The sequence below is a fragment of the Corynebacterium sp. NPDC060344 genome (assembly GCF_042725215.1).
In the GTDB taxonomy this organism is placed as follows: Bacteria; Actinomycetota; Actinomycetes; order Mycobacteriales; family Mycobacteriaceae; genus Corynebacterium.
This window is the reverse complement of record NZ_JBHXCS010000007.1, coordinates 85,086-101,672: the sequence shown is the minus strand read 5'-3', so window position 1 is coordinate 101,672 and position 16,587 is coordinate 85,086. Positions and strand designations below refer to the sequence as shown.

The following is a 16,587-nucleotide window of genomic DNA, read 5'->3' as shown; positions in this document are numbered from 1 at the left end:
TTCACCGCCCCGCGAATTTCAGGTAGTCAGATGCGGCCGGGTGGTCGTCGTCCCAGGTGTCGACGATCCGCCCGGCCTTCATCGTCGCCCGATTGACCAGGCCGTTGATGGTCGGGCCGATCAGCGTGAACAGCTCCGGCTCGGCGTCCTTGTCCAGCGCCAGCGTCCGGTCGCCGTAGCCCATCATGTATTCGTCGAACGCGGGCAGCGCGATCGGCCCGCGCGGCGGCCGGGCGTTCGGATTCGCCGCGGCCTCCTCGGCGGCCTCTGCCAGCATCAGGTGCGGCCGCCCGGCCACGGACACCTCCGTCACGGCATCGCCGGCGGCCTCCACCGCCTTCGCGATGGTCGCCCGCGTGTGCCCCGACCACCACGCGATATCTGACACCTGCGCGGGTCCCCGGCCACGCAGATGCGTGACGACGAGACGGCGCAGCAATTCCTCGGTCTCCCCCTCCTCAGACTCGGGCACCCACGCCTCGAACACGGTGAAGGTGTCCGCGGTACCGACGGGCGGGCCCTGGACGAGGACGCGCTCCTCGCACAGGAAGCGCAGCATGTGGGAGCCGCGGCTCGACGACGAATCGATGCCCACGCTCTCCCACAACGCCCGGACCCCCTCACGGGTCAGCGCCACCGCGGCACCGCGCGGACCGACGAAGGGCACGGCCTTCTCGGCGATGTGCTCGGGCAGCCGATCGGGGTCGGTGGTGGCCTCGGAGAGGGCGGCGCCTGCACGGAGGACGTCGTCAAGCGTCAGGCCGAGCGCCGCACGGCGCGTCTCGACACCCGAGCGGGCCCGGTGGGAACACAGCCCCGTCAGCCAGGAGACGTCCTCGGCGGCCATGATGTGGTGCGTGCCGCGCATGGGCCACGTGCGGATCAGCGCGCCGGACTCCAGCGCCGCCTGCCCCTCCGAATACTTCGGGTTTCTGGTGCGGATGCCCACGGCCCACCGCGCCGCCTTCGCGTTCTGCGCCTGCAAGGCCAGCATGTGGCGCACCGCCGACACGGGATCGGCGGCGCGGTCCTTCGCGGTCAACAGCTGCGCGCGGCACCGGGCTGCGCGGGCGGCGGAGGGCGTGAGCTCGAGCATCAGGGCTCCCTGGTCCGCAACACCGCCAGCGCCGCATCCCGTGCGGCGGGCACCTCGGTGACGCCATCCGAATACAGGAAGTGCTTCGCACCGGACACCACGACCGGCTCGGCGCCGAGGCGCTCGGCCATCGACTCGGAGAAGACCTTCGGCACGATGTGGTCGTCATCCGACATGATCACCGTGACCTCCCCCAACTGCGGCAGCAGCGCCGGAGTGTCCACGCCGTCACCGATGAACGGGTCGAGCTGGCTCAGCGCCTCGCGCTCATCGGCGAACCCCCGCACGAGCTCACTGCCCTTCTGATCGAATCCGGCCACCAGCACCAGCCCGGCCAACGCCTGATCGGGGTTGTGGGCCAGGTGACGGAGCGTCGTAAAGCAACCGAGGGAATGCGCCACGACGACGGCGCCATCGAGGGACCCCGCCTGCTCCGCGAGCGCATCCGCCCAGGCCACGGGGTGCGGGCGCGACGGATTCGGCAGGGCCACGCGGGTGACCGGGAAGCCGGCGCCGACCAGCTCCGCGGCCAGCCACGGGAACCAATGCTTGGCCGGGTAGCCGTTGTAGCCATGGACGATGACGGCGCGGGGGCGGTCCGCGCCCGCGTCCGGCAGGTCCGTGACGGGCTCGTGGTGCTTTTCGCTCATGGCAGCGAGGGTACGGCACCGCGCCTGACCGCGTCCTTTGCTTTGCGACGCCCATCGGGACCCGATTCGCCGGAAGATTCTGGGGCCTGGGGTAGCGCAGGCGTTCGAATGGGAGTAGCGTGGGGGTCGATGGCAAGGGGAGGTTCTGTCATCGCCCCTCTCACGACAGGGACTGGGAGGGCACCCACGAGTTCATGGCGTCATCGCCGGCCCTGGCGCGCGGCCATGGATTCATACGGTCTTTCGACACCTTCGATTTTCGGGGATTGACGATGGCGGATGACACCTGCCCCTGCCCGGACCACCACGACGACCGATGCAGCTTTCCCGGCACCCTCTTCGCGCACGAGACCCCGGGCGACCCACTGTGTGCGGCGGGACTGGAACGCAATGCCCGCGACCTGCGCGTCGCGGTTCTCGCCTGCCCGAGCGGCCCCGCCGACGTCGAGGATCACCTCGCGCGCATTGCCCCGCGGCTCGGGATCACGCATGCGGCGGGGCTGGACTATTGCGACATCGGGCTCATGCTCGACCGGCTCACCGATCTTGGCGATCTCCTGGAGCAGCGGCCGTTTCTGCCGCTGTCCCATGTGCGGATGATCGCCCGCGCCGTGATTCCGCTGGATGACGAGCATCTGGAGGCGTTCACCGATCGCCTCCTGCGGTATCTCGCGCCGAAGCGGCACGGTCAGGCGCTGGTGGGCTACCGGTCGCTGGCGTCGGAATTGTCGCGGATCATCGGCGACCTGCAGCCCATGGCCAGGCCACCCGACCCCGACGACGAACCGGTGCCGGACCCGGCCACCGGAGCGGACTTCGACATCGACGACCGGTCCCCCAGGTACACCTTGTGGCACATCGGGATGCGGGCGGATCTGGCGAGGGAGGCGCTGGCGATCGTCGATGCGATCGCCGCCGCCCACCACTGCTCCCGCAACGATGCGCTCCTGCATGCTCTGCGCGGCACCGCCGCCGGCGTGAAGGTGACGTTCAACCTCTACCGTGATGTGGCGGGCGGACCGGCGTGGATGTCGGGCCCCGGCTGGCTCGACGCGGTGGCCACCGACGAGTGGGTCGCCCGCATCACCGGATTGCGCATCGCGTCCCACGGCGACACCGAGGGGTATGCGCCGACGGAGGCGATGGTCGCGTTCCTCGAGGGCCGCGACGGCGTGTGCCGGTTCCCCGGCTGCAACAGCCCGGCCCACCGGGGCGACAAGGACCACGTCGCCGCTTTCGACGCGAACGACCCCGCCAATGGCGGCCCGACCGACACGAAGAACATGCACTGCCTGTGCCGGCGACATCACAACGTCAAGACCTCGAAGCTGTGGGACATCGAACTGCACCCCGACGGCGACGAGGTCTGGACCAGCGCCGACGGCGAGCATCGCTTCTCCACGGTTCCGCAGGGGCCGCTGGCCGGATTCGGCCGCCAGACGTTCGACGCACGGGTCACGCGGCTGACGGGCGCCCGGGCCGAACACAACCGCCGGCGGATGGCCGCGGAAGAGGCGGCCAACGCCAGGACCGAGAAAGCCCGGGAGGAGGCCGTCGACCTCTGGCCGAAGCTCTACGGTCCCGACGCCGACGGCACCGACCCCGAGACCGGGCTGCCGATCAAGGACAAGGAGAAGCAGGCAAAGTACCCCGAGGTCCCGCCGTTCTGAGCTGAACGGAGGGCACGCGGAAGGTGAAAAGCCGAAGGGGAAAGAGGGAGGTCAGCCCCAGGAAGCGTTCTCCGGGTCCACGCCGTTGGCGCGGGCGTCGGCCTCGATGGCCGCGACCAACCACCGGGTCGGCTCGATGCCGCCGTAGGACTGCTGGAAACGCTCGTCGGCCAGGTACATCCGGGCCAGCAGCACCTGCCGGCCGTGGGTGCACTCGTAGTGCTTCGCGATGCCCGCACGGTGCATCGCCGACACCTCGCGGCCGGTCCCCGAATCGGGATCGGTGCCGTCGGCGACAGCTTCCGCGATCGTGGCGACGATCTTCTCCTGGTCCGCGAACATCTCCGCCCACTCGCCCTCGGTGCGGTTGGCGTTGGCCTCCTGCGACTGCGCCCACGCCTCCGTGCCACCCCAGCGCTCCTCCGCCTCGTCGGCGTAGTCCTGGCGCCACCCGCCGCCGAACTTCTCGGCCGCGGCGCGGGGATCCATCTTCTTTCCGTTCTTGTTGTTCTTGCCGTTCTTGGACACGGTCATCTCCTCCAACATGTCGTCGACTGCGCCGATCATCCGGCGCAGATGCGAGGCGCGCTCCGCCAACAGGCGCCGCTGGCGCTCCAGGTGTTCCCGGGCGTCGCCGCCGCCGTCGACGAGCTCCCGGACCTCCGACAGCGGCAGCCCGATTTCGCGGTAGACCAGGATCCGCTGCGCGCGTTCCAGGTCGTCGTCGACGTAGAGCCGGTGCCCGCCGAGCGTCCGCCACGACGGCACGAGCAGCCCGATCGACTCCCAGTGCCGCAGCGCCCGCACGGTGATGCCGAGCAGCTCGGCGGCCTCGCCGATGGTCAGCTCGGTGCCGTCGCCTTGGTGAGTCGTGTCTCGCATGAACTGGACTCAATCACCTGACGCAGGGTCAGGTGCAAGACCCAATTCCGCGATCGCCTCCAGGGACGCCTTCGCCGACGCCTCGTCGATGACGTCCATGGCGAACCCGTTCTGGATGAGCACATAGTCCCCCACCTGCGCTTCCGGCACGTAGGCCAGGCAGCATTCGCGGGCGGTGCCGCCGAAGTCGAGGTCGGCCATGGGCATCAGCCCGTCGCGGATGGCCAGGATCTTGCCGGGAACCCCGATGCACATGTCAGCGGCCGCCTTCCTTCAGCTCGTCCCGCTCGTCCTCCAACTTAACGCCCATCCCGCCCTCGGGTGCCGAGGTGCACGGCAGGCACGGGTCCGCCGCCCTGATCGCCGACTCCGCCCAGGCCTCCGCATTGTCGTCGCCGACTGCCGCAAGCGATTCGCGGAGCATGCCGGCCAGCCACGCCTCGTTCTGGGCGGTCGGCGTGAGGATCCGGCAACCGGCCACCGTCCCCGCCTCATCCACCGCGTACTCGTGCGCGAGCAGGCCACGCGGGCCGTCGACCACGCCGATCCCGGTCCCCGCACGCTTGCTTGACGACGACGCCGTCTCCCCCACCGCCGCGCTCGCATTGCGTACGCCCGCCAGAGATTCGGCCAATCCCATTAGCGCGGATACCGAATCCGCCAGCGTCAGCAGCTGCGCCCGGAAAGGATCGGAGACGGCCGCGCCGCCGTCGCGAAAACGGGCCCTCGCCATCGGGCCGACGCGGTAGAGCCAGGTCTTTCCGCCCACCTCGATGACGGGCCGCGGGTCGGGGGCGCCTGGGCGCGACTCCGTGACGCGGGAGGCCCATTCGGCGGCGGTGAAGGTCTGGTGGATGGGGCCGGGGCCGAGCACGCCGACGTGGCCGCCCAGCGGATCGAGGCGCCCGTCGGCATCGACGACGGCGACGTCGAGGCCCGCGAAACTCGTCCGTGCAGCCGACTGGGGGAGGTGGCCGAGGAGGTGCGCGAGGTCGTCGTCAAGCGGGGGAAGCTGGCCCGCAAGGTCGGCGAGCGCCTCCGCATCGACGGGGACGCGCACACCGCCGGGGATGGCGACGCCGGGGAAATGGCCCGGCGCGCCCGCGGCCTTCATGGCCAGCTTGCCCAGGCGGCGCAGGCGCACGGCGAGCTCGCGGTCGCGGCCGATGAAGCGGGAGGCCAGCGAATCGAGGACGCTGCCGTGATGGAGCAGCAGCCGCTGATCGCGCACGGGCCGCGGGAGGTCATCCGGGGTGGTGCCCGCCAGAGACTCCAGCGCAGCGACGCCCGCGAGGTGGTGGGCGACGGGGCAGATGCCGCAGAGCATCTTCACCAGGTCCGGCACGCCGGCGACGTCCTTGCCCGCCAGCATCGGGTCCAGGCGCGGCAGGCCGGCGAGGTCGAAACGGGCGTCGACGATGGCGCCCGCGTCATCGCGCACGACGACGACCTTCGCCTCGAACGGGTCGACCAACTGGTCCAGGTGGATGGTCTCGCTCATGGGATCAACGCTTTCACAATGGGACGCCGTGCCACACTTGGGGCATGCATGAATTGGGGCTCCTGACGGGCGTGGTCGAGGTCATCGCCGATGCGGCGGACGGGCGCCGGGTGCGGCGCGTGGCCCTCGACGTGGGCACCCGCGCCGGGGTCATCGAAGACGCCCTGTACGCCGCGTGGCCTCTGGCCGCCGGCGGCACCGTCTGCGAGGGCGCCGACCTGGACGTCGAGGTCATTGCCGCCACCGTGTGGTGCCCGGCGTGCGAGGCCGAGCGGGAGATCGACGAGTTCTTCGCCCTGGCCTGCCCCGAATGCGGCGCGCCCACCGCCGACCTGCGGCACGGGCGGGAGTTCGCCATCCGGGAAGTGGACGTGGACACCTAGCCCGCGGCCCACCGCGCCAGCACTTCCTCGGCGGCATCGACCGCCGCGGGCAGCCCGGCGGCGACCTCCGGGGTCAGCCGCACCTCCAGTTCCGCGCTGGCGCACACGACGCCGACCACGCCGACGAGCTCCGGCTCATGGCCCAGCAGACGCGCCGTGGCCAGCAGATCCAGCAGCCCCACCTGATGCGGCGACAACTTCGACCGCAACAGCCGCGGCACCTGGTCGCCCTCCAGCACCACGACGTCACCGGGCTCCCCCGGCCCCGTCAGGCCATCGAGGACCAACAGCTTGCGCGCCTCGCCGACCACGCCGACGAGCTCCAGGCCCGACGTACCGCCCTCCACGAACGCCACGTCGCCGATCCGGCCGCCGGGGCCCGCGGCAACATCGGTGGCGGTGGCCGAAGCGGGGTCGAGGTGGGCGTCGTAAAGCCCCAGCCCTCCCGGCACCGACGGCGACGCCGACGCGCTGGCCAGGGGCACGAGGGCATCGACGTCGACGCTGCCCGAGCCGCCCATGACCCGCGCCTTGAGCAGGCGGAGGATCTCCAGGCCCGCGGCGTCGTCGCCCATGACGGCATTGCCGACGCCCAGCACCGTGATCCCCGGACCGCTCACCGCGCCCTCCGCCCGCGCCTGCGGTCGGCCCTCGCCGGCGGGCCGACGCGCTCGCCGTCGACCGGGCGCGCGTCACGGTGCAGCCACATTCCGCCGTTGATCATGGAGGAAATGCCGCCGTGCTTTTCGACGACATCCGACCTCACCGCCAGGTACACGTGAATGACCACGAACACCCAGATGAGGAACATGAGCACCGCGTGAATCAGGCGCACCGTGGGAATGCCCAGCCAATGCACCGGGTACGACAGCACCATGAGGAACCAATTCGACTGGTCGTACAACCCGTACAGCGCCAGGCCCGTGAGCAGCTGCAACAGGCACATCACGTAAATGCCGGTGTAGGACAGCTGCTGCAGCGGATTGTGCGCGATGTAGAGCGGGGCGTGCTTCTTCAGGAACGCGTAGTACAGCGTCACGTCCCACAGCCCCTTGACGTCCGCCTTCGAGTGGAACGGCGACAGCGCCTTCCACCGCGACTGCCGGCCGCGCGCGAAGAACAGCATGAACAGCCGCGCCAGGGCCACGCCGCACCACAGGAACCCGGAGAGGATGTGGATGAACCGGATGTAGCCCATCAGGTAGCCCGTCTCCCCCGACGCCGCGGCGCTCGCCGCATCCGGGCCGAAAAACGGGTCCATGATGTACCAGCCCGTCGCCGACATCACCACGATGAGCAGCACCGACGCCCAATGCTGGAACCGCAGCCCCGCCGACCACAGGTCGATGCGGACGTACTCGTCGCCGTCGATGATCCGCCTCGGCGACCCCGGCTCCCGCATCGACTCGGCCGACATGGCCTCGGCCTCGCGGCCCTTATCCGGGCTCTTGTCTGGGCTCTTGTCGGGGGCGGTCATGACGTCACCGTCTTGAAGATCTCCGTCCCCTCGGCATCCAGCACGTGGACCGCGCAGGACATGCAGGGGTCGAAGGAGTGGATGGTGCGGATCACTTCGAGGGGCTGCTCCGGATCGACGAGCGGGTGGCCGTCGGCAAGCGATTCCTCGTAGGGCCCCAGCCGGCCCTGCGGGTCGCGCCCGCCCGCCAGCCAGGTGGTGGGCACGACGGCCTGGTAATTGCTCACCTTGCCGTCCTTGATGGACGTGAAGTGGCTGAGCATGCCGCGCGCGACCTCGGTGAACGCCATGCCGGAGCACTCGTCGGGCCAGCTCGACGGCTCCCACTTGGTGGCGTCGAAGACGTCGATGTCGCCGCCGCGGATGCCGTCGACGAACGCCGGCATGGTCACCTCGGCCATGTACTCCGCCGTGGTCACCGCCTCGACGGCGCGGGCGAAGGTGCGGCCCGCCGTGGAATTCATCTGCTCGATGCGAATGCCGAGCTTGTCGACGGCCTCATCCACGAGCTGTTTGGTGCGGGATTCGCCTTGGATGTAGGCATTGAGCACGCGGGCGACGGGGCCGACCTGGATGACGCGGCCGTCGTAGCGCGGCGCCTTCGACCACGTGTACTTCTCGTCGTCGCCCAACCAGTCGTACGGGGGCTTCGGGCCGGTGTAGTCCACCGTCGTCTCGCCGACCAGCGGGTGCAGGCCCTTGTCGTCGCCGTCTTCGTAGGAGAACCACGCGGAGGCGACGAACTCCTCGATCTTCGACGGATCGAAGGGGGCGACCCTACTGAAGTCACCGTCGAGGATCACGCCCGGCGTCACGTCCGAGTGGACCGTGTCCAGGCGGGACTTGGCCGGATCGCCGGCGAACGTCGCGCCGGCCATGCCGACGGCCAAGAAGTTGGGGGCGGCGGCGCCGATGTCGAAGTAGTCGTCGTAGACGCCCATGATGGCCACGGCGTCCGGGTAGTAGCAGTCGGTGACGAACTCGAGCATCTCGGCGACCCACGTCTCCACCTGGTCCAGGTGGACCTGGTTGACCGTCTCCGATTTGTCCGGGTCGATGGAGCACGCCATGCCGCCGACCAGGAAGTTCGGGTGCGGGTTCTTGCCGCCGAACACCGTGTTGATGCGGATGATCGACCGCTGGAACTCCAGGGCGTCGAGGTAGTGCGACACCGCCATGAGATTGGCCTCGGCGGGCAGGCGGTAATCGGGGTGCTCCCAGTAACCGCCCGTGAAGATGGACAGCTGCCCGGATTCGATGACCTGGTTGAGGGTCTCCTTGACCTTGGTGAACTTGTCGAAGGTGTTCCCGCGCCACGTCGAGCCGATGGACTTGGCGAACTCCAGGGCCTTGTCCACGTCGGCCTCGGCGGCCGAGACGACGTTGACCCAGTCCAGGGCATGCAGGTGGTAGAAGTGCACGACGTGGTCGTGGACCTCCTGCGAGCCCAGCACCAGGTCACGGATGCGGCGGGCCTGCGGCGGCGGGGTCGAGCCGATGGCGTCCTCCACCGCGACGACCGAGGCCACCGAATGCACGCCCGTGCACACGCCGCAGATGCGGCCGACGAAGGCCCACACGTCGCGGGGGTCGCGGCCGCGGCAGATCTCCTCGATGCCGCGGAACATCGTCGTCTCGCTCCAGGCGTCCGTGATCTTGCCGTCCTCGTGCTCCAGCTCGATGCGCAGGTGCCCCTCGATGCGGGTCAGCGGGTCGATGACGAGTCTCTCGGTGGCCATTTAGCTGTCCTTCCCCGTCACATCGCCGGGCATGTTGTCGTGGGCGTCGACGGCGCGGCCGGCCGAACCGACGTCGGGTCCCTCGCCGAACTTGGCGATCACCCTTTCGTCACCCGACTTCTGCCGGATGCCGATCTGCTTGATGGTCGTGATCCCCGCGTGCACCGCCACGCCGGCGGCCGCGACGCCGACGGCGCCCAGCCCCACCTTCGCGGCGGTGGATTCCACGCCGAAGCCGCTGACGTTGGGCAGCTCCTCGTAGAACGGGGTGAACTTGTCGAAGAAATCCTTCTCCGTGCACCCGATGCACGGGTGGCCCTGGCCGATCGGCCAGCCCGACTTGAGGTTCCACTGGATGATCGGGCACGGGCTGAACGTCGACGGGCCCTTGCAGCCGACCTCGTACAGGCACCAGCCGTTGCGGGCGGCCTCGTCGTCGAAGGTGCGCACGAACTGGCCGGCGTCGAAATGCGCGCGGCGCGGGCAGGAGTCGTGGATGCGCTGGTCGTAGGCGAACAGCGGGCGCCCCTCGGCGTCGACCTTCGGCGACTCGCCGTGGGTGAGGATGTACGTGATCGTCGCCGTGATCACCTCGCCGATCGGCGGGCAGCCGGCGACGTTGATGACCGGCTTGTCCGTGATCAGCTCGTCGATGCCCACCGCGCCGGTCGGGTTCGGCTTCGCCGCCTGCACCGACCCCCACACCGCGCAGGCGCCGACCGCCAGGATGGCGGTGGCGTTTTCCGCGGCCTCCATGAGCACCTGCTCCGACGACTTGCCGCCGATGGTGCAGTAGATGCCGTCGTCCTTCATGGGCACCGAACCGTTGACCACGAGGATGTGCGGTTCCTTGTTGGCCTCGTCCAGCGCCTCCTCGGCCGCGTGGCCCGACGGCGCCATGAGCAGTTCGTTGTACGGCATGGACAGGTGGTTGAGCACCAGGTCCTCCACCGTCGACCCGCCCGAGCGCAGCACCGACTCCATGCAGCCGGTGCACTCCTGCAGCTGCAGCCACACGACGTTGGGCTTTTTCACCGCGCCGAGCTTGTCGGCGATCTCCTCCGCGGCCGGCGTCAGCTCCTGCGCCCCGGCCATGGCGGGCGACCCCGCCGCGAAGATGGCGGCGAGCCCGCCGCAGAATTTCATGAAGTCCCGGCGCGAGACGCCCGACTTCTCCAGATTCTCGGCGAGCGTCTCACCCCGCCAGCCATGGCCGATGTTCATATCCGCGTCCTCCCAGTCCGCAGCGGATCCGAGGGCCGGCGCCGCGATCGGCGGAGACCACCCCCGTCATCCTCGTAACGGGCGGGTGGTGTTGCCGCCCATGAGTTCGTCGTAAAGCAAGCATTGTCGGGGCAGTTCGGCGAAGGAGATGCCAGGGACATCAGTTCCCCTCCCCCGCGAGCAGCCACTCCAGCCACGGCCCCAGGCCCTCGCCCGTCTTGGCGGAAACCTCGAAGACCTTCGCGCCCGGATTCACCGCGCGCAGATTGGCCAGGAACAAATCCATGTCGAAATCCAGGTACGGCAGCAGATCCACCTTGTTCACCGCCACCACCTCCACGGAGCGGAACATCACCGGGTACTTCAGCGGCTTGTCCTCGCCCTCCGTGACCGCGTAGACCATCATCTTGCGGTGCTCGCCGACCTCGAACTCGGCCGGGCACACCAGATTGCCCACGTTTTCGATGAACACCAGATCCAGCTCCGCCAGATCCAGGCCCTTGAGCGCCGAGGAAATCATCGGCGCGTCCAGATGGCACTCGCCGCCGAAGCCATTGCCCGTGTTGAGCAGCGAAATCTGCGCCCCGAAGCCCTCCAGCCGCTCCGCATCCAGCGGCGTCTCGATGTCCCCCTCGATCACCCCGACCCGGACCTTCCCCCGCAGATCCTCCAGCGCATGGCGCAGCAGAGCGGTCTTGCCCGAGCCGGGCGAGCTCATGACGTTGATGGCGACGACGCCGTGGTCGTCGAAAAGCGCCCTGTTCTCCGCGGCGCGGACATCGTTTTCCGTGAAGATGTCCTCCAGGATCTGCACCCGCTCGCGGCCCGTGTCGTACCCGGTGTGGTCGCCGTGCTCGGCGCTGTCGGCGTTGGTGTGAGGGTGCTCGTGCGCATGGTCCCCATGGTCATGCGCGTGCACCGTGCCGTCGTCGTGCCTGTGGAAGCGACCCATCTCACGCTCTTTCCCGCGTTGGCTCTGTTGGCGGCCCAAGTTCGATGTCCAGCACCCGAAACTCTTCGCCGCCCACGACTTTCGCCGGCTCCCCGCAGGTCCTGCAGTCGAACCCCCACGACTCGGGCAGCTCCGCGACGTGCCCGGCGGGGCACTCCAGCACCACCGGCTTCCAATCGACGTCGAGGCGCGACGCACCAAGGTTGGTGTCCTTGACCACGAACCCCCAGGCGTGGGCCAGCGTCTCGGGCACCACCTGACGCAGTGCACCGATCTCCAGCCGAACGACCAGGACTTTTCGGTTATCGGCAGCCTTGGCCACGATTCGGGCCAGTTGCATGCTCAAGGCCACCTCATGCATATGACCCACCTTAGACCCGTATTTGAATTCCATGTAGCCCGCTCGGGGTGCGGGTGCGGTGATGGCGAGGTGCTGGCGGGGAACGTGCACACGGGCGGAGCCGTGACCTGCAACGATATGGCCGGATCAGCAAAATTGGGCCCGGCGTTAGATTGGGCACATTCGCGAAGCGGGCGCTGAACACCTGTTATCGGGGACTCAACATCCACACGGCGCCAACAGGCCGGTGATGGCAGGCCGCCGCTCTGGCACCGCCTTTTGGCCGAGCGACGTCATCCGTCGCCCGGGATACTCTCGCCCCATGCTGCACGCGTTCATCGACGAGTCGGAATCCGATGCCGACTACTTCTTTCTGTCGGCTCTCATCGTCAGCGAAGACGAACTCGAACCACTGAACCGAGCATTGGATGACTTGATGGTGCAGTACAGCAGGTCGACGCCCATTCCGAGGGCAGCGGAACTGCACGGGCACGACATGATGCAGCAAAAGTGCGATTGGAAGGGCCTGCCGGTCCGGCTATGCGCCGCCGTCTATCTCAAGGCCATGACCATCATCGACGAACACGCGGAATCGCTCTACGTCGAGTGCATCGACCGAGTCGCGCAGTCTCAACGCTATGCGCGGCCATTCAATCACCGGACGATCAGCATCGGGTTCATCCTCGAACGGATCAACGAGTTCGCCGAAAAGCACGACGAGACCGTGACGGTCTACCTCGATGACCATTACACGGCCGAAGAAGGACGCAAGGAGTTCGTCAGCTACCAAGCGAACGGAACCTACGGATTCAAAAGCTCGAAACTCGCGAGGATCAGCTCACTGGACTTCTACGACTCACGTGTCCACCGCGGCCTCCAAGCCGCCGACCTGTGCACGTACATCGCAAACAGGATTCTCACCCAGAAAAAGGCCGCCCCGAAGGTGGTGAAGCTCCAGAACCAGCTGTGGGAGCGCGTGGCCACGATCCGTGGCCGAGGCCGATATCGCGTCTGGCCCACACGCACGAAACCCCGCTACCAGGGGTAACGGGGTCCGGCAATGCGGAGTCGTTCACATGAACGATCTCTACGCCCCTGATCCTACAAGCCGTGGAGTCCTTTGATCAATGGTGGAATCCCAGCCGACCGGCGACGCCGTTTCAACTGCGCGATTGAGCCCCAGCCCCCACGGTTAAGCTCGCATCATGAGCGATATCCGGCGCGAGCACCTGCTGCGCGGCGTGATCCAGGGTGTGGGGTTCCGCCCGCACGTCGCCGCCGTCGCCGCGCGGCACGCCGTCTCGGGCTTCTGCGGCAATGACGACCGCGAGGTGTTCATCGAGGTCCAGGGCGAATCTCGGGTGGTCGATGCGTTCATCGAGGACGTACTTGACGACGCCCCTCCGCTGTCCCACATCCTCGCCCACGAGGTCCGTGATCTGCCGCTGGACGACGGCGAGTCCGGCTTCACCATCCTCGACTCCCGGCGCGCGGGCGGGGCCCCCACGCTGCTGCCGCCGGACGTCGCCACGTGCCCCGATTGCCTGGCGGAGATGCGCGACCCGGCCGACCGGCGCTTCGGCTACCCCTTCATCACCTGCGTCAACTGCGGCCCGCGGCTGACCATCATCGAGGACGTCCCCTACGACCGCCCGAACACCACGATGCGAGAGTTCCCCATGTGCCCGGCCTGCGCCGCCGAGTACGCGGACCCGGGCAACCGCCGCCATCACGCGCAGCCGATCAGCTGCTTCGACTGCGGCCCGCGGCTGTGGCTGGAGGAACCCGGCTCCGCGTCTTCCCCCGCGTCCGTCGCCGCCACCATCGCCCGCGCCCGCGCGCTCCTCGACGACGGCGCCATCCTCGCGGTGAAGGGCATCGGCGGCTTCCACCTCATGTGCGACGCCGCCAACGACGAGGCCGTCGCAAAGCTCCGCCGCCGCAAGCACCGCCCCGCCAAGCCCTTCGCGGTGATGGTCCCCGATGCCACGACCGCCGAGCGCCTCGCCAGGTTCGAGGACGCGGAGCTTGCCCTGCTCACCTCGCCCGCGCATCCGATCGTCATCGCGCCGATCCGCGCCGGCACCGGGCTGGCCCCATCGGTCGCCCCGGGCCTCGGCGACATCGGGGTGATGGTGGCGTATTCGCCGCTGCACGAGCTTGTCGTCGACAAGCCTCTCGTGGCCACGTCCGGCAACCCGCCCGGCGAGGCGCTGTGCCACGGCAATGCGGCGGCGCGGGCGCGGCTGGGGCATATCGCGGATGCGTTTCTGCTGCATGATCGGGGTATTCACGTGCCCGTGGAGGATTCGGTGTTCCTCGGCGAGCGCCCCGTGCGGCGGTCGCGCGGCGTCGCGCCGTTGCCGCTTCCTCTCCCTTTTTCGCGTGCCGACGACACCGCGCCCGCCCCCGTCCTCGCCGTCGGGGGAGAGCTGAAGAACACGTTCGCCGTCGTCGATGGCGTGTGCGGTGAGGGCGGCGTGGGTGCGATGGCGCACGTGTCGCCGCACATCGGGGACATGCGCTCGGCCGTGTCGCAGGCGACGTTCGGGGAGTCGGTCGAGCGGATGCTGGCGATGCGGCGGGTCGAGCCGGGGCTCGTGATCCATGATCTGCACCCCGACTACGCGACGACGGCGTGGGCCGAGCGGTTCGCCGACGATGAGCCGGGGGTGCGGTTGGTCGGGGTGCAGCATCATTACGCGCACGCGCTGTCGCTGCTGGCAGAACACGGGATCGCCGAGGGGCCGGCGGTCGTCGCCGCGCTCGACGGCACCGGGTACGGCACCGATGGGACGATCTGGGGCGGGGAGATTCTGACGCTGGGCGGAGGAAGCAGTCACGGAGATCTCCGCAGCTGGTCCCGGACGTGGCACGTGCCCGCCTTCGACTTCGCCGGCGGCGACCGGTCGGTGGAGCGGCCGTGGCGGACCGCGGTGTGCGTCGCGCGGTCGTGGGGGCTGGATGCGGTGGTCCGCGAGGTGCTCGATGAGGTGATTCCCGCCAACGCCGCCCCCGAGCGCGCGCTGCTCGAATCGCAGTTGGCCGCGGGCGTAGGCGTGGTGGCATCGACGTCGCTGGGCCGGATCTTCGACGCCGCCGCCGTTTTCGCCGGATGCGGCGCGACCTGGGACGACGGCGCGGTGAGCTACGAGGCGCAGGCCGCGATGGAGTTCGAGCATCTGGCGCGGACGGCGGTGGATGAGGTGGGCGTGACGGAAGGTGCCGCCACCACGATCCCCGAGCTATTCGAGGAGCTGGCCGAACCCGGCGATCCGGCCGTTCGCGCCCTGCGCTTCCACGTTGGCCTGGCGCGCATCATCGGCGAACAGATAACGCTGGCCGCAGAGACTGCAGGCACGACGATCGTCGGGGTGACCGGCGGCTGCGCGCTCAACCGGATCCTCGTCTCGGCGCTGCGCGAGGACCTCGCAGCCCGTGGGCTGGCGCTCCTGGAACACCGCGTGGTGCCCGCCAACGATGGCGGGCTCGCCGTGGGCCAGGCGATGGCGGGACTGCTCGCGTCCCGGACGACGCCGGGCTAGCAGATCCTCGGCAGCGGATCGCCGACGAGCATGTCCACCATGCGGGTGCCGCCGAAGCCGGTGACCAGCACGACCGACGCCGCGGGTTCGGCGACGACGCGGCCGATGGCGCGGGCCTCCGGCGCACCGGCGTCGTGGAGCGCGGCGACGGCGGCGTCGGCGGCGGCCTCCGGGACGACGGCGGCGAAGGTGCCCTCGTTGGCCACGTACAGCGGGTCGATGCCGAGCATGTCGCAGGCGGCGCGGGTCATGTCGCGCACCGCGATGGCGCCGTCATCGAGCGCGATGCCCTTGCCGGAGCCGCGGGCGAGCTCGTTCATGACGGTGGCCAGGCCGCCGCGGGTGGCGTCGCGCAGGAAGCGGACGTCGGGCACGGCGGCGAACAGGGCCTCCACCAGGCCATTGACGGCGCGGGTGTCGGACTGGATGGGGGCGTCGATGGCCAGGTCGCCGCGGGCCATCATCACCGCCATGCCGTGATCGGCGATGGGCCCGGAGACGATGATGCGGTCGCCTTCCTCGATTTCCGAGTACCCGGTGCGGCGGCCGGCGGGCACGACGCCGACGCCGGCGGTGGTGATGTACAGCTTGTCGCACGCCCCGCGCGGCACGACCTTCGTGTCGCCGGCGACGATGCCCACGCCCGCCGCCTCCGCCGCGCGCGCCATCGACTCGACGATGCGCCGCAGAACCTCGATGGGCAGGCCCTCTTCCAACACGAACGCCGCGGTGATGGCCTTGGGCACCGCACCCGCAACCGCCAGATCGTTGACCGTGCCGTTGACCGCCAGCTCGCCGATGTCGCCGCCGGGGAACTCGATGGGGTTGACCACGTAGGAGTCGGTGGACATGGCCAGCGAGCCGGCGGCCGCACCTCCATCTCCCGCGCCCGCGCCCAGCAAACCGTCCAGCGGCAGCACCGCCGAGTCCCCGCCGTCGGGCAGCACGTCGCCGCCGAAGATCTCCCAGAACACGTTCTCCACCAGCGCGGCCGATGCCTTGCCGCCGGCGCCGTGGGCCAGGGTGACGTGATCGTCGCGAAGCCTGTGCCTGCGCGCGCGGACGCGGCCGATGTTGGCGTTGACCCGGTCCTCGTCGTCGTTGAGGCGGTTTTTGGGATCCACTGCT

Annotated in this window: 16 protein-coding genes; 4 read left to right on the top strand and 12 right to left on the bottom strand. The window is 69.3% G+C overall.

The window, feature by feature from the left end:
• Position 1: 1 nt before the first annotated feature.
• Together ACFWGD_RS09680 and ACFWGD_RS09675 are read right to left on the bottom strand one after the other, a co-directional pair.
• Positions 2 to 1,096, bottom strand: coding sequence for a winged helix DNA-binding domain-containing protein (locus tag ACFWGD_RS09680; RefSeq protein ID WP_377778462.1), 1,095 nt, complete (start codon positions 1,094 to 1,096; stop codon positions 2 to 4).
• Positions 1,096 to 1,746 carry an RBBP9/YdeN family alpha/beta hydrolase gene (locus ACFWGD_RS09675; protein WP_377778461.1) on the bottom strand — a complete coding sequence of 217 codons (651 nt, stop codon included), beginning with the start codon at positions 1,744 to 1,746 and terminating at the stop codon, positions 1,096 to 1,098. The genes ACFWGD_RS09680 and ACFWGD_RS09675 overlap by 1 nt, the downstream gene beginning before the upstream one ends.
• A gap of 272 nt (positions 1,747 to 2,018) precedes the next feature.
• Here ACFWGD_RS09675 and ACFWGD_RS09670 point away from each other — a divergent pair, with 272 nt between their 5' ends.
• A complete protein-coding gene (locus ACFWGD_RS09670; protein ID WP_377778460.1) occupies positions 2,019 to 3,416 on the top strand; it encodes an HNH endonuclease signature motif containing protein in 1,398 nt (465 codons plus the stop codon).
• 51 nt (positions 3,417 to 3,467) lie between these two features.
• Here the strand turns inward: ACFWGD_RS09670 and ACFWGD_RS09665 are convergent, their stop codons facing one another.
• From ACFWGD_RS09665 to ACFWGD_RS09655, 3 genes are read right to left on the bottom strand one after another with little or no spacing between them, the layout of a single operon-like run.
• On the bottom strand, positions 3,468 to 4,298 hold the full coding sequence (locus tag ACFWGD_RS09665; protein ID WP_377778459.1) for a MerR family transcriptional regulator: 831 nt from the start codon (positions 4,296 to 4,298) through the stop codon (positions 3,468 to 3,470).
• 9 nt (positions 4,299 to 4,307) lie between these two features.
• Complete coding sequence (locus tag ACFWGD_RS09660; RefSeq protein WP_377778458.1) at positions 4,308 to 4,553, bottom strand: HypC/HybG/HupF family hydrogenase formation chaperone; 246 nt, start codon at positions 4,551 to 4,553, stop codon at positions 4,308 to 4,310.
• Position 4,554: 1 nt separating this feature from the next.
• Positions 4,555 to 5,799, bottom strand: coding sequence for a reducing hydrogenase subunit alpha (locus ACFWGD_RS09655; RefSeq protein ID WP_377778456.1), 1,245 nt, complete (start codon positions 5,797 to 5,799; stop codon positions 4,555 to 4,557).
• Positions 5,800 to 5,843: 44 nt separating this feature from the next.
• On the opposite strand from ACFWGD_RS09655, the gene ACFWGD_RS09650 reads away from it, so the two are divergent.
• A complete protein-coding gene (locus ACFWGD_RS09650) occupies positions 5,844 to 6,182 on the top strand; it encodes a hydrogenase maturation nickel metallochaperone HypA (protein WP_377778454.1) in 339 nt (112 codons plus the stop codon).
• Here the strand turns inward: ACFWGD_RS09650 and ACFWGD_RS09645 are convergent.
• The 6 genes from ACFWGD_RS09645 to ACFWGD_RS09620 all read right to left on the bottom strand — a co-directional run bounded on the left by ACFWGD_RS09645 (position 6,179) and on the right by ACFWGD_RS09620 (position 11,935).
• Positions 6,179 to 6,802 (bottom strand): hydrogenase maturation protease, encoded by a 624-nt coding sequence (locus ACFWGD_RS09645; RefSeq protein ID WP_377778453.1) that lies wholly within the window; start codon positions 6,800 to 6,802, stop codon positions 6,179 to 6,181. The two genes, ACFWGD_RS09650 and ACFWGD_RS09645, sit on opposite strands and share 4 nt — an antisense overlap.
• Positions 6,799 to 7,659, bottom strand: a complete 861-nt coding sequence (gene cybH / locus ACFWGD_RS09640) for a Ni/Fe-hydrogenase, b-type cytochrome subunit (protein WP_377778452.1) — start codon at positions 7,657 to 7,659, stop codon at positions 6,799 to 6,801. Before cybH ends, ACFWGD_RS09645 begins: the two co-directional genes overlap by 4 nt.
• The gene (locus ACFWGD_RS09635; RefSeq protein WP_377778451.1) at positions 7,656 to 9,398 is read right to left on the bottom strand and encodes a nickel-dependent hydrogenase large subunit; all 1,743 of its coding nucleotides are present in this window, start codon (positions 9,396 to 9,398) and stop codon (positions 7,656 to 7,658) included. The genes cybH and ACFWGD_RS09635 overlap by 4 nt, the downstream gene beginning before the upstream one ends.
• Positions 9,399 to 10,622, bottom strand: a complete 1,224-nt coding sequence (locus ACFWGD_RS09630; protein ID WP_377778450.1) for a hydrogenase small subunit — start codon at positions 10,620 to 10,622, stop codon at positions 9,399 to 9,401.
• 160 nt (positions 10,623 to 10,782) lie between these two features.
• Positions 10,783 to 11,574 (bottom strand): hydrogenase nickel incorporation protein HypB, encoded by a 792-nt coding sequence (gene hypB, locus ACFWGD_RS09625; RefSeq protein ID WP_377778449.1) that lies wholly within the window; start codon positions 11,572 to 11,574, stop codon positions 10,783 to 10,785.
• A 1-nt stretch (position 11,575) separates the two neighbouring features.
• Positions 11,576 to 11,935: a hydrogenase maturation nickel metallochaperone HypA gene (locus ACFWGD_RS09620; RefSeq protein WP_377778448.1), complete on the bottom strand. Its 360-nt coding sequence runs from the start codon at positions 11,933 to 11,935 to the stop codon at positions 11,576 to 11,578.
• 301 nt (positions 11,936 to 12,236) lie between these two features.
• Here ACFWGD_RS09620 and ACFWGD_RS09615 point away from each other — a divergent pair, with 301 nt between their 5' ends.
• Together ACFWGD_RS09615 and hypF are read left to right on the top strand one after the other, a co-directional pair.
• A complete protein-coding gene (locus tag ACFWGD_RS09615) occupies positions 12,237 to 12,962 on the top strand; it encodes a DUF3800 domain-containing protein (protein ID WP_377778446.1) in 726 nt (241 codons plus the stop codon).
• Positions 12,963 to 13,119: 157 nt separating this feature from the next.
• Positions 13,120 to 15,459, top strand: coding sequence for a carbamoyltransferase HypF (hypF, locus tag ACFWGD_RS09610; protein ID WP_377778445.1), 2,340 nt, complete (start codon positions 13,120 to 13,122; stop codon positions 15,457 to 15,459).
• Here the strand turns inward: hypF and hypE are convergent.
• Entirely contained in the window at positions 15,456 to 16,583 is a 1,128-nt protein-coding gene (hypE, locus tag ACFWGD_RS09605; protein WP_377778444.1) for a hydrogenase expression/formation protein HypE, read from the bottom strand. The genes hypF and hypE overlap by 4 nt on opposite strands.
• Positions 16,584 to 16,587 lie beyond the last annotated feature (4 nt).

What these genes read in the sequence shown, in the direction of transcription:
- ACFWGD_RS09680 (WP_377778462.1), bottom strand. Translation starts at nt 1,096, where the DNA reads ATGCTCGAGCTCACGCCCTCCGCCGCCCGCGCAGCCCGGTGCCGCGCG.
- ACFWGD_RS09675 (WP_377778461.1), bottom strand. Translation starts at nt 1,746, where the DNA reads ATGAGCGAAAAGCACCACGAGCCCGTCACGGACCTGCCGGACGCGGGC.
- ACFWGD_RS09670 (WP_377778460.1), top strand. Translation starts at nt 2,019, where the DNA reads ATGGCGGATGACACCTGCCCCTGCCCGGACCACCACGACGACCGATGC.
- ACFWGD_RS09665 (WP_377778459.1), bottom strand. Translation starts at nt 4,298, where the DNA reads ATGCGAGACACGACTCACCAAGGCGACGGCACCGAGCTGACCATCGGC.
- ACFWGD_RS09660 (WP_377778458.1), bottom strand. Translation starts at nt 4,553, where the DNA reads ATGTGCATCGGGGTTCCCGGCAAGATCCTGGCCATCCGCGACGGGCTG.
- ACFWGD_RS09655 (WP_377778456.1), bottom strand. Translation starts at nt 5,799, where the DNA reads ATGAGCGAGACCATCCACCTGGACCAGTTGGTCGACCCGTTCGAGGCG.
- ACFWGD_RS09650 (WP_377778454.1), top strand. Translation starts at nt 5,844, where the DNA reads ATGCATGAATTGGGGCTCCTGACGGGCGTGGTCGAGGTCATCGCCGAT.
- cybH (WP_377778452.1), bottom strand. Translation starts at nt 7,659, where the DNA reads ATGACCGCCCCCGACAAGAGCCCAGACAAGAGCCCGGATAAGGGCCGC.
- ACFWGD_RS09635 (WP_377778451.1), bottom strand. Translation starts at nt 9,398, where the DNA reads ATGGCCACCGAGAGACTCGTCATCGACCCGCTGACCCGCATCGAGGGG.
- ACFWGD_RS09630 (WP_377778450.1), bottom strand. Translation starts at nt 10,622, where the DNA reads ATGAACATCGGCCATGGCTGGCGGGGTGAGACGCTCGCCGAGAATCTG.
- hypB (WP_377778449.1), bottom strand. Translation starts at nt 11,574, where the DNA reads ATGGGTCGCTTCCACAGGCACGACGACGGCACGGTGCACGCGCATGAC.
- ACFWGD_RS09620 (WP_377778448.1), bottom strand. Translation starts at nt 11,935, where the DNA reads ATGCATGAGGTGGCCTTGAGCATGCAACTGGCCCGAATCGTGGCCAAG.
- ACFWGD_RS09615 (WP_377778446.1), top strand. Translation starts at nt 12,237, where the DNA reads ATGCTGCACGCGTTCATCGACGAGTCGGAATCCGATGCCGACTACTTC.
- hypF (WP_377778445.1), top strand. Translation starts at nt 13,120, where the DNA reads ATGAGCGATATCCGGCGCGAGCACCTGCTGCGCGGCGTGATCCAGGGT.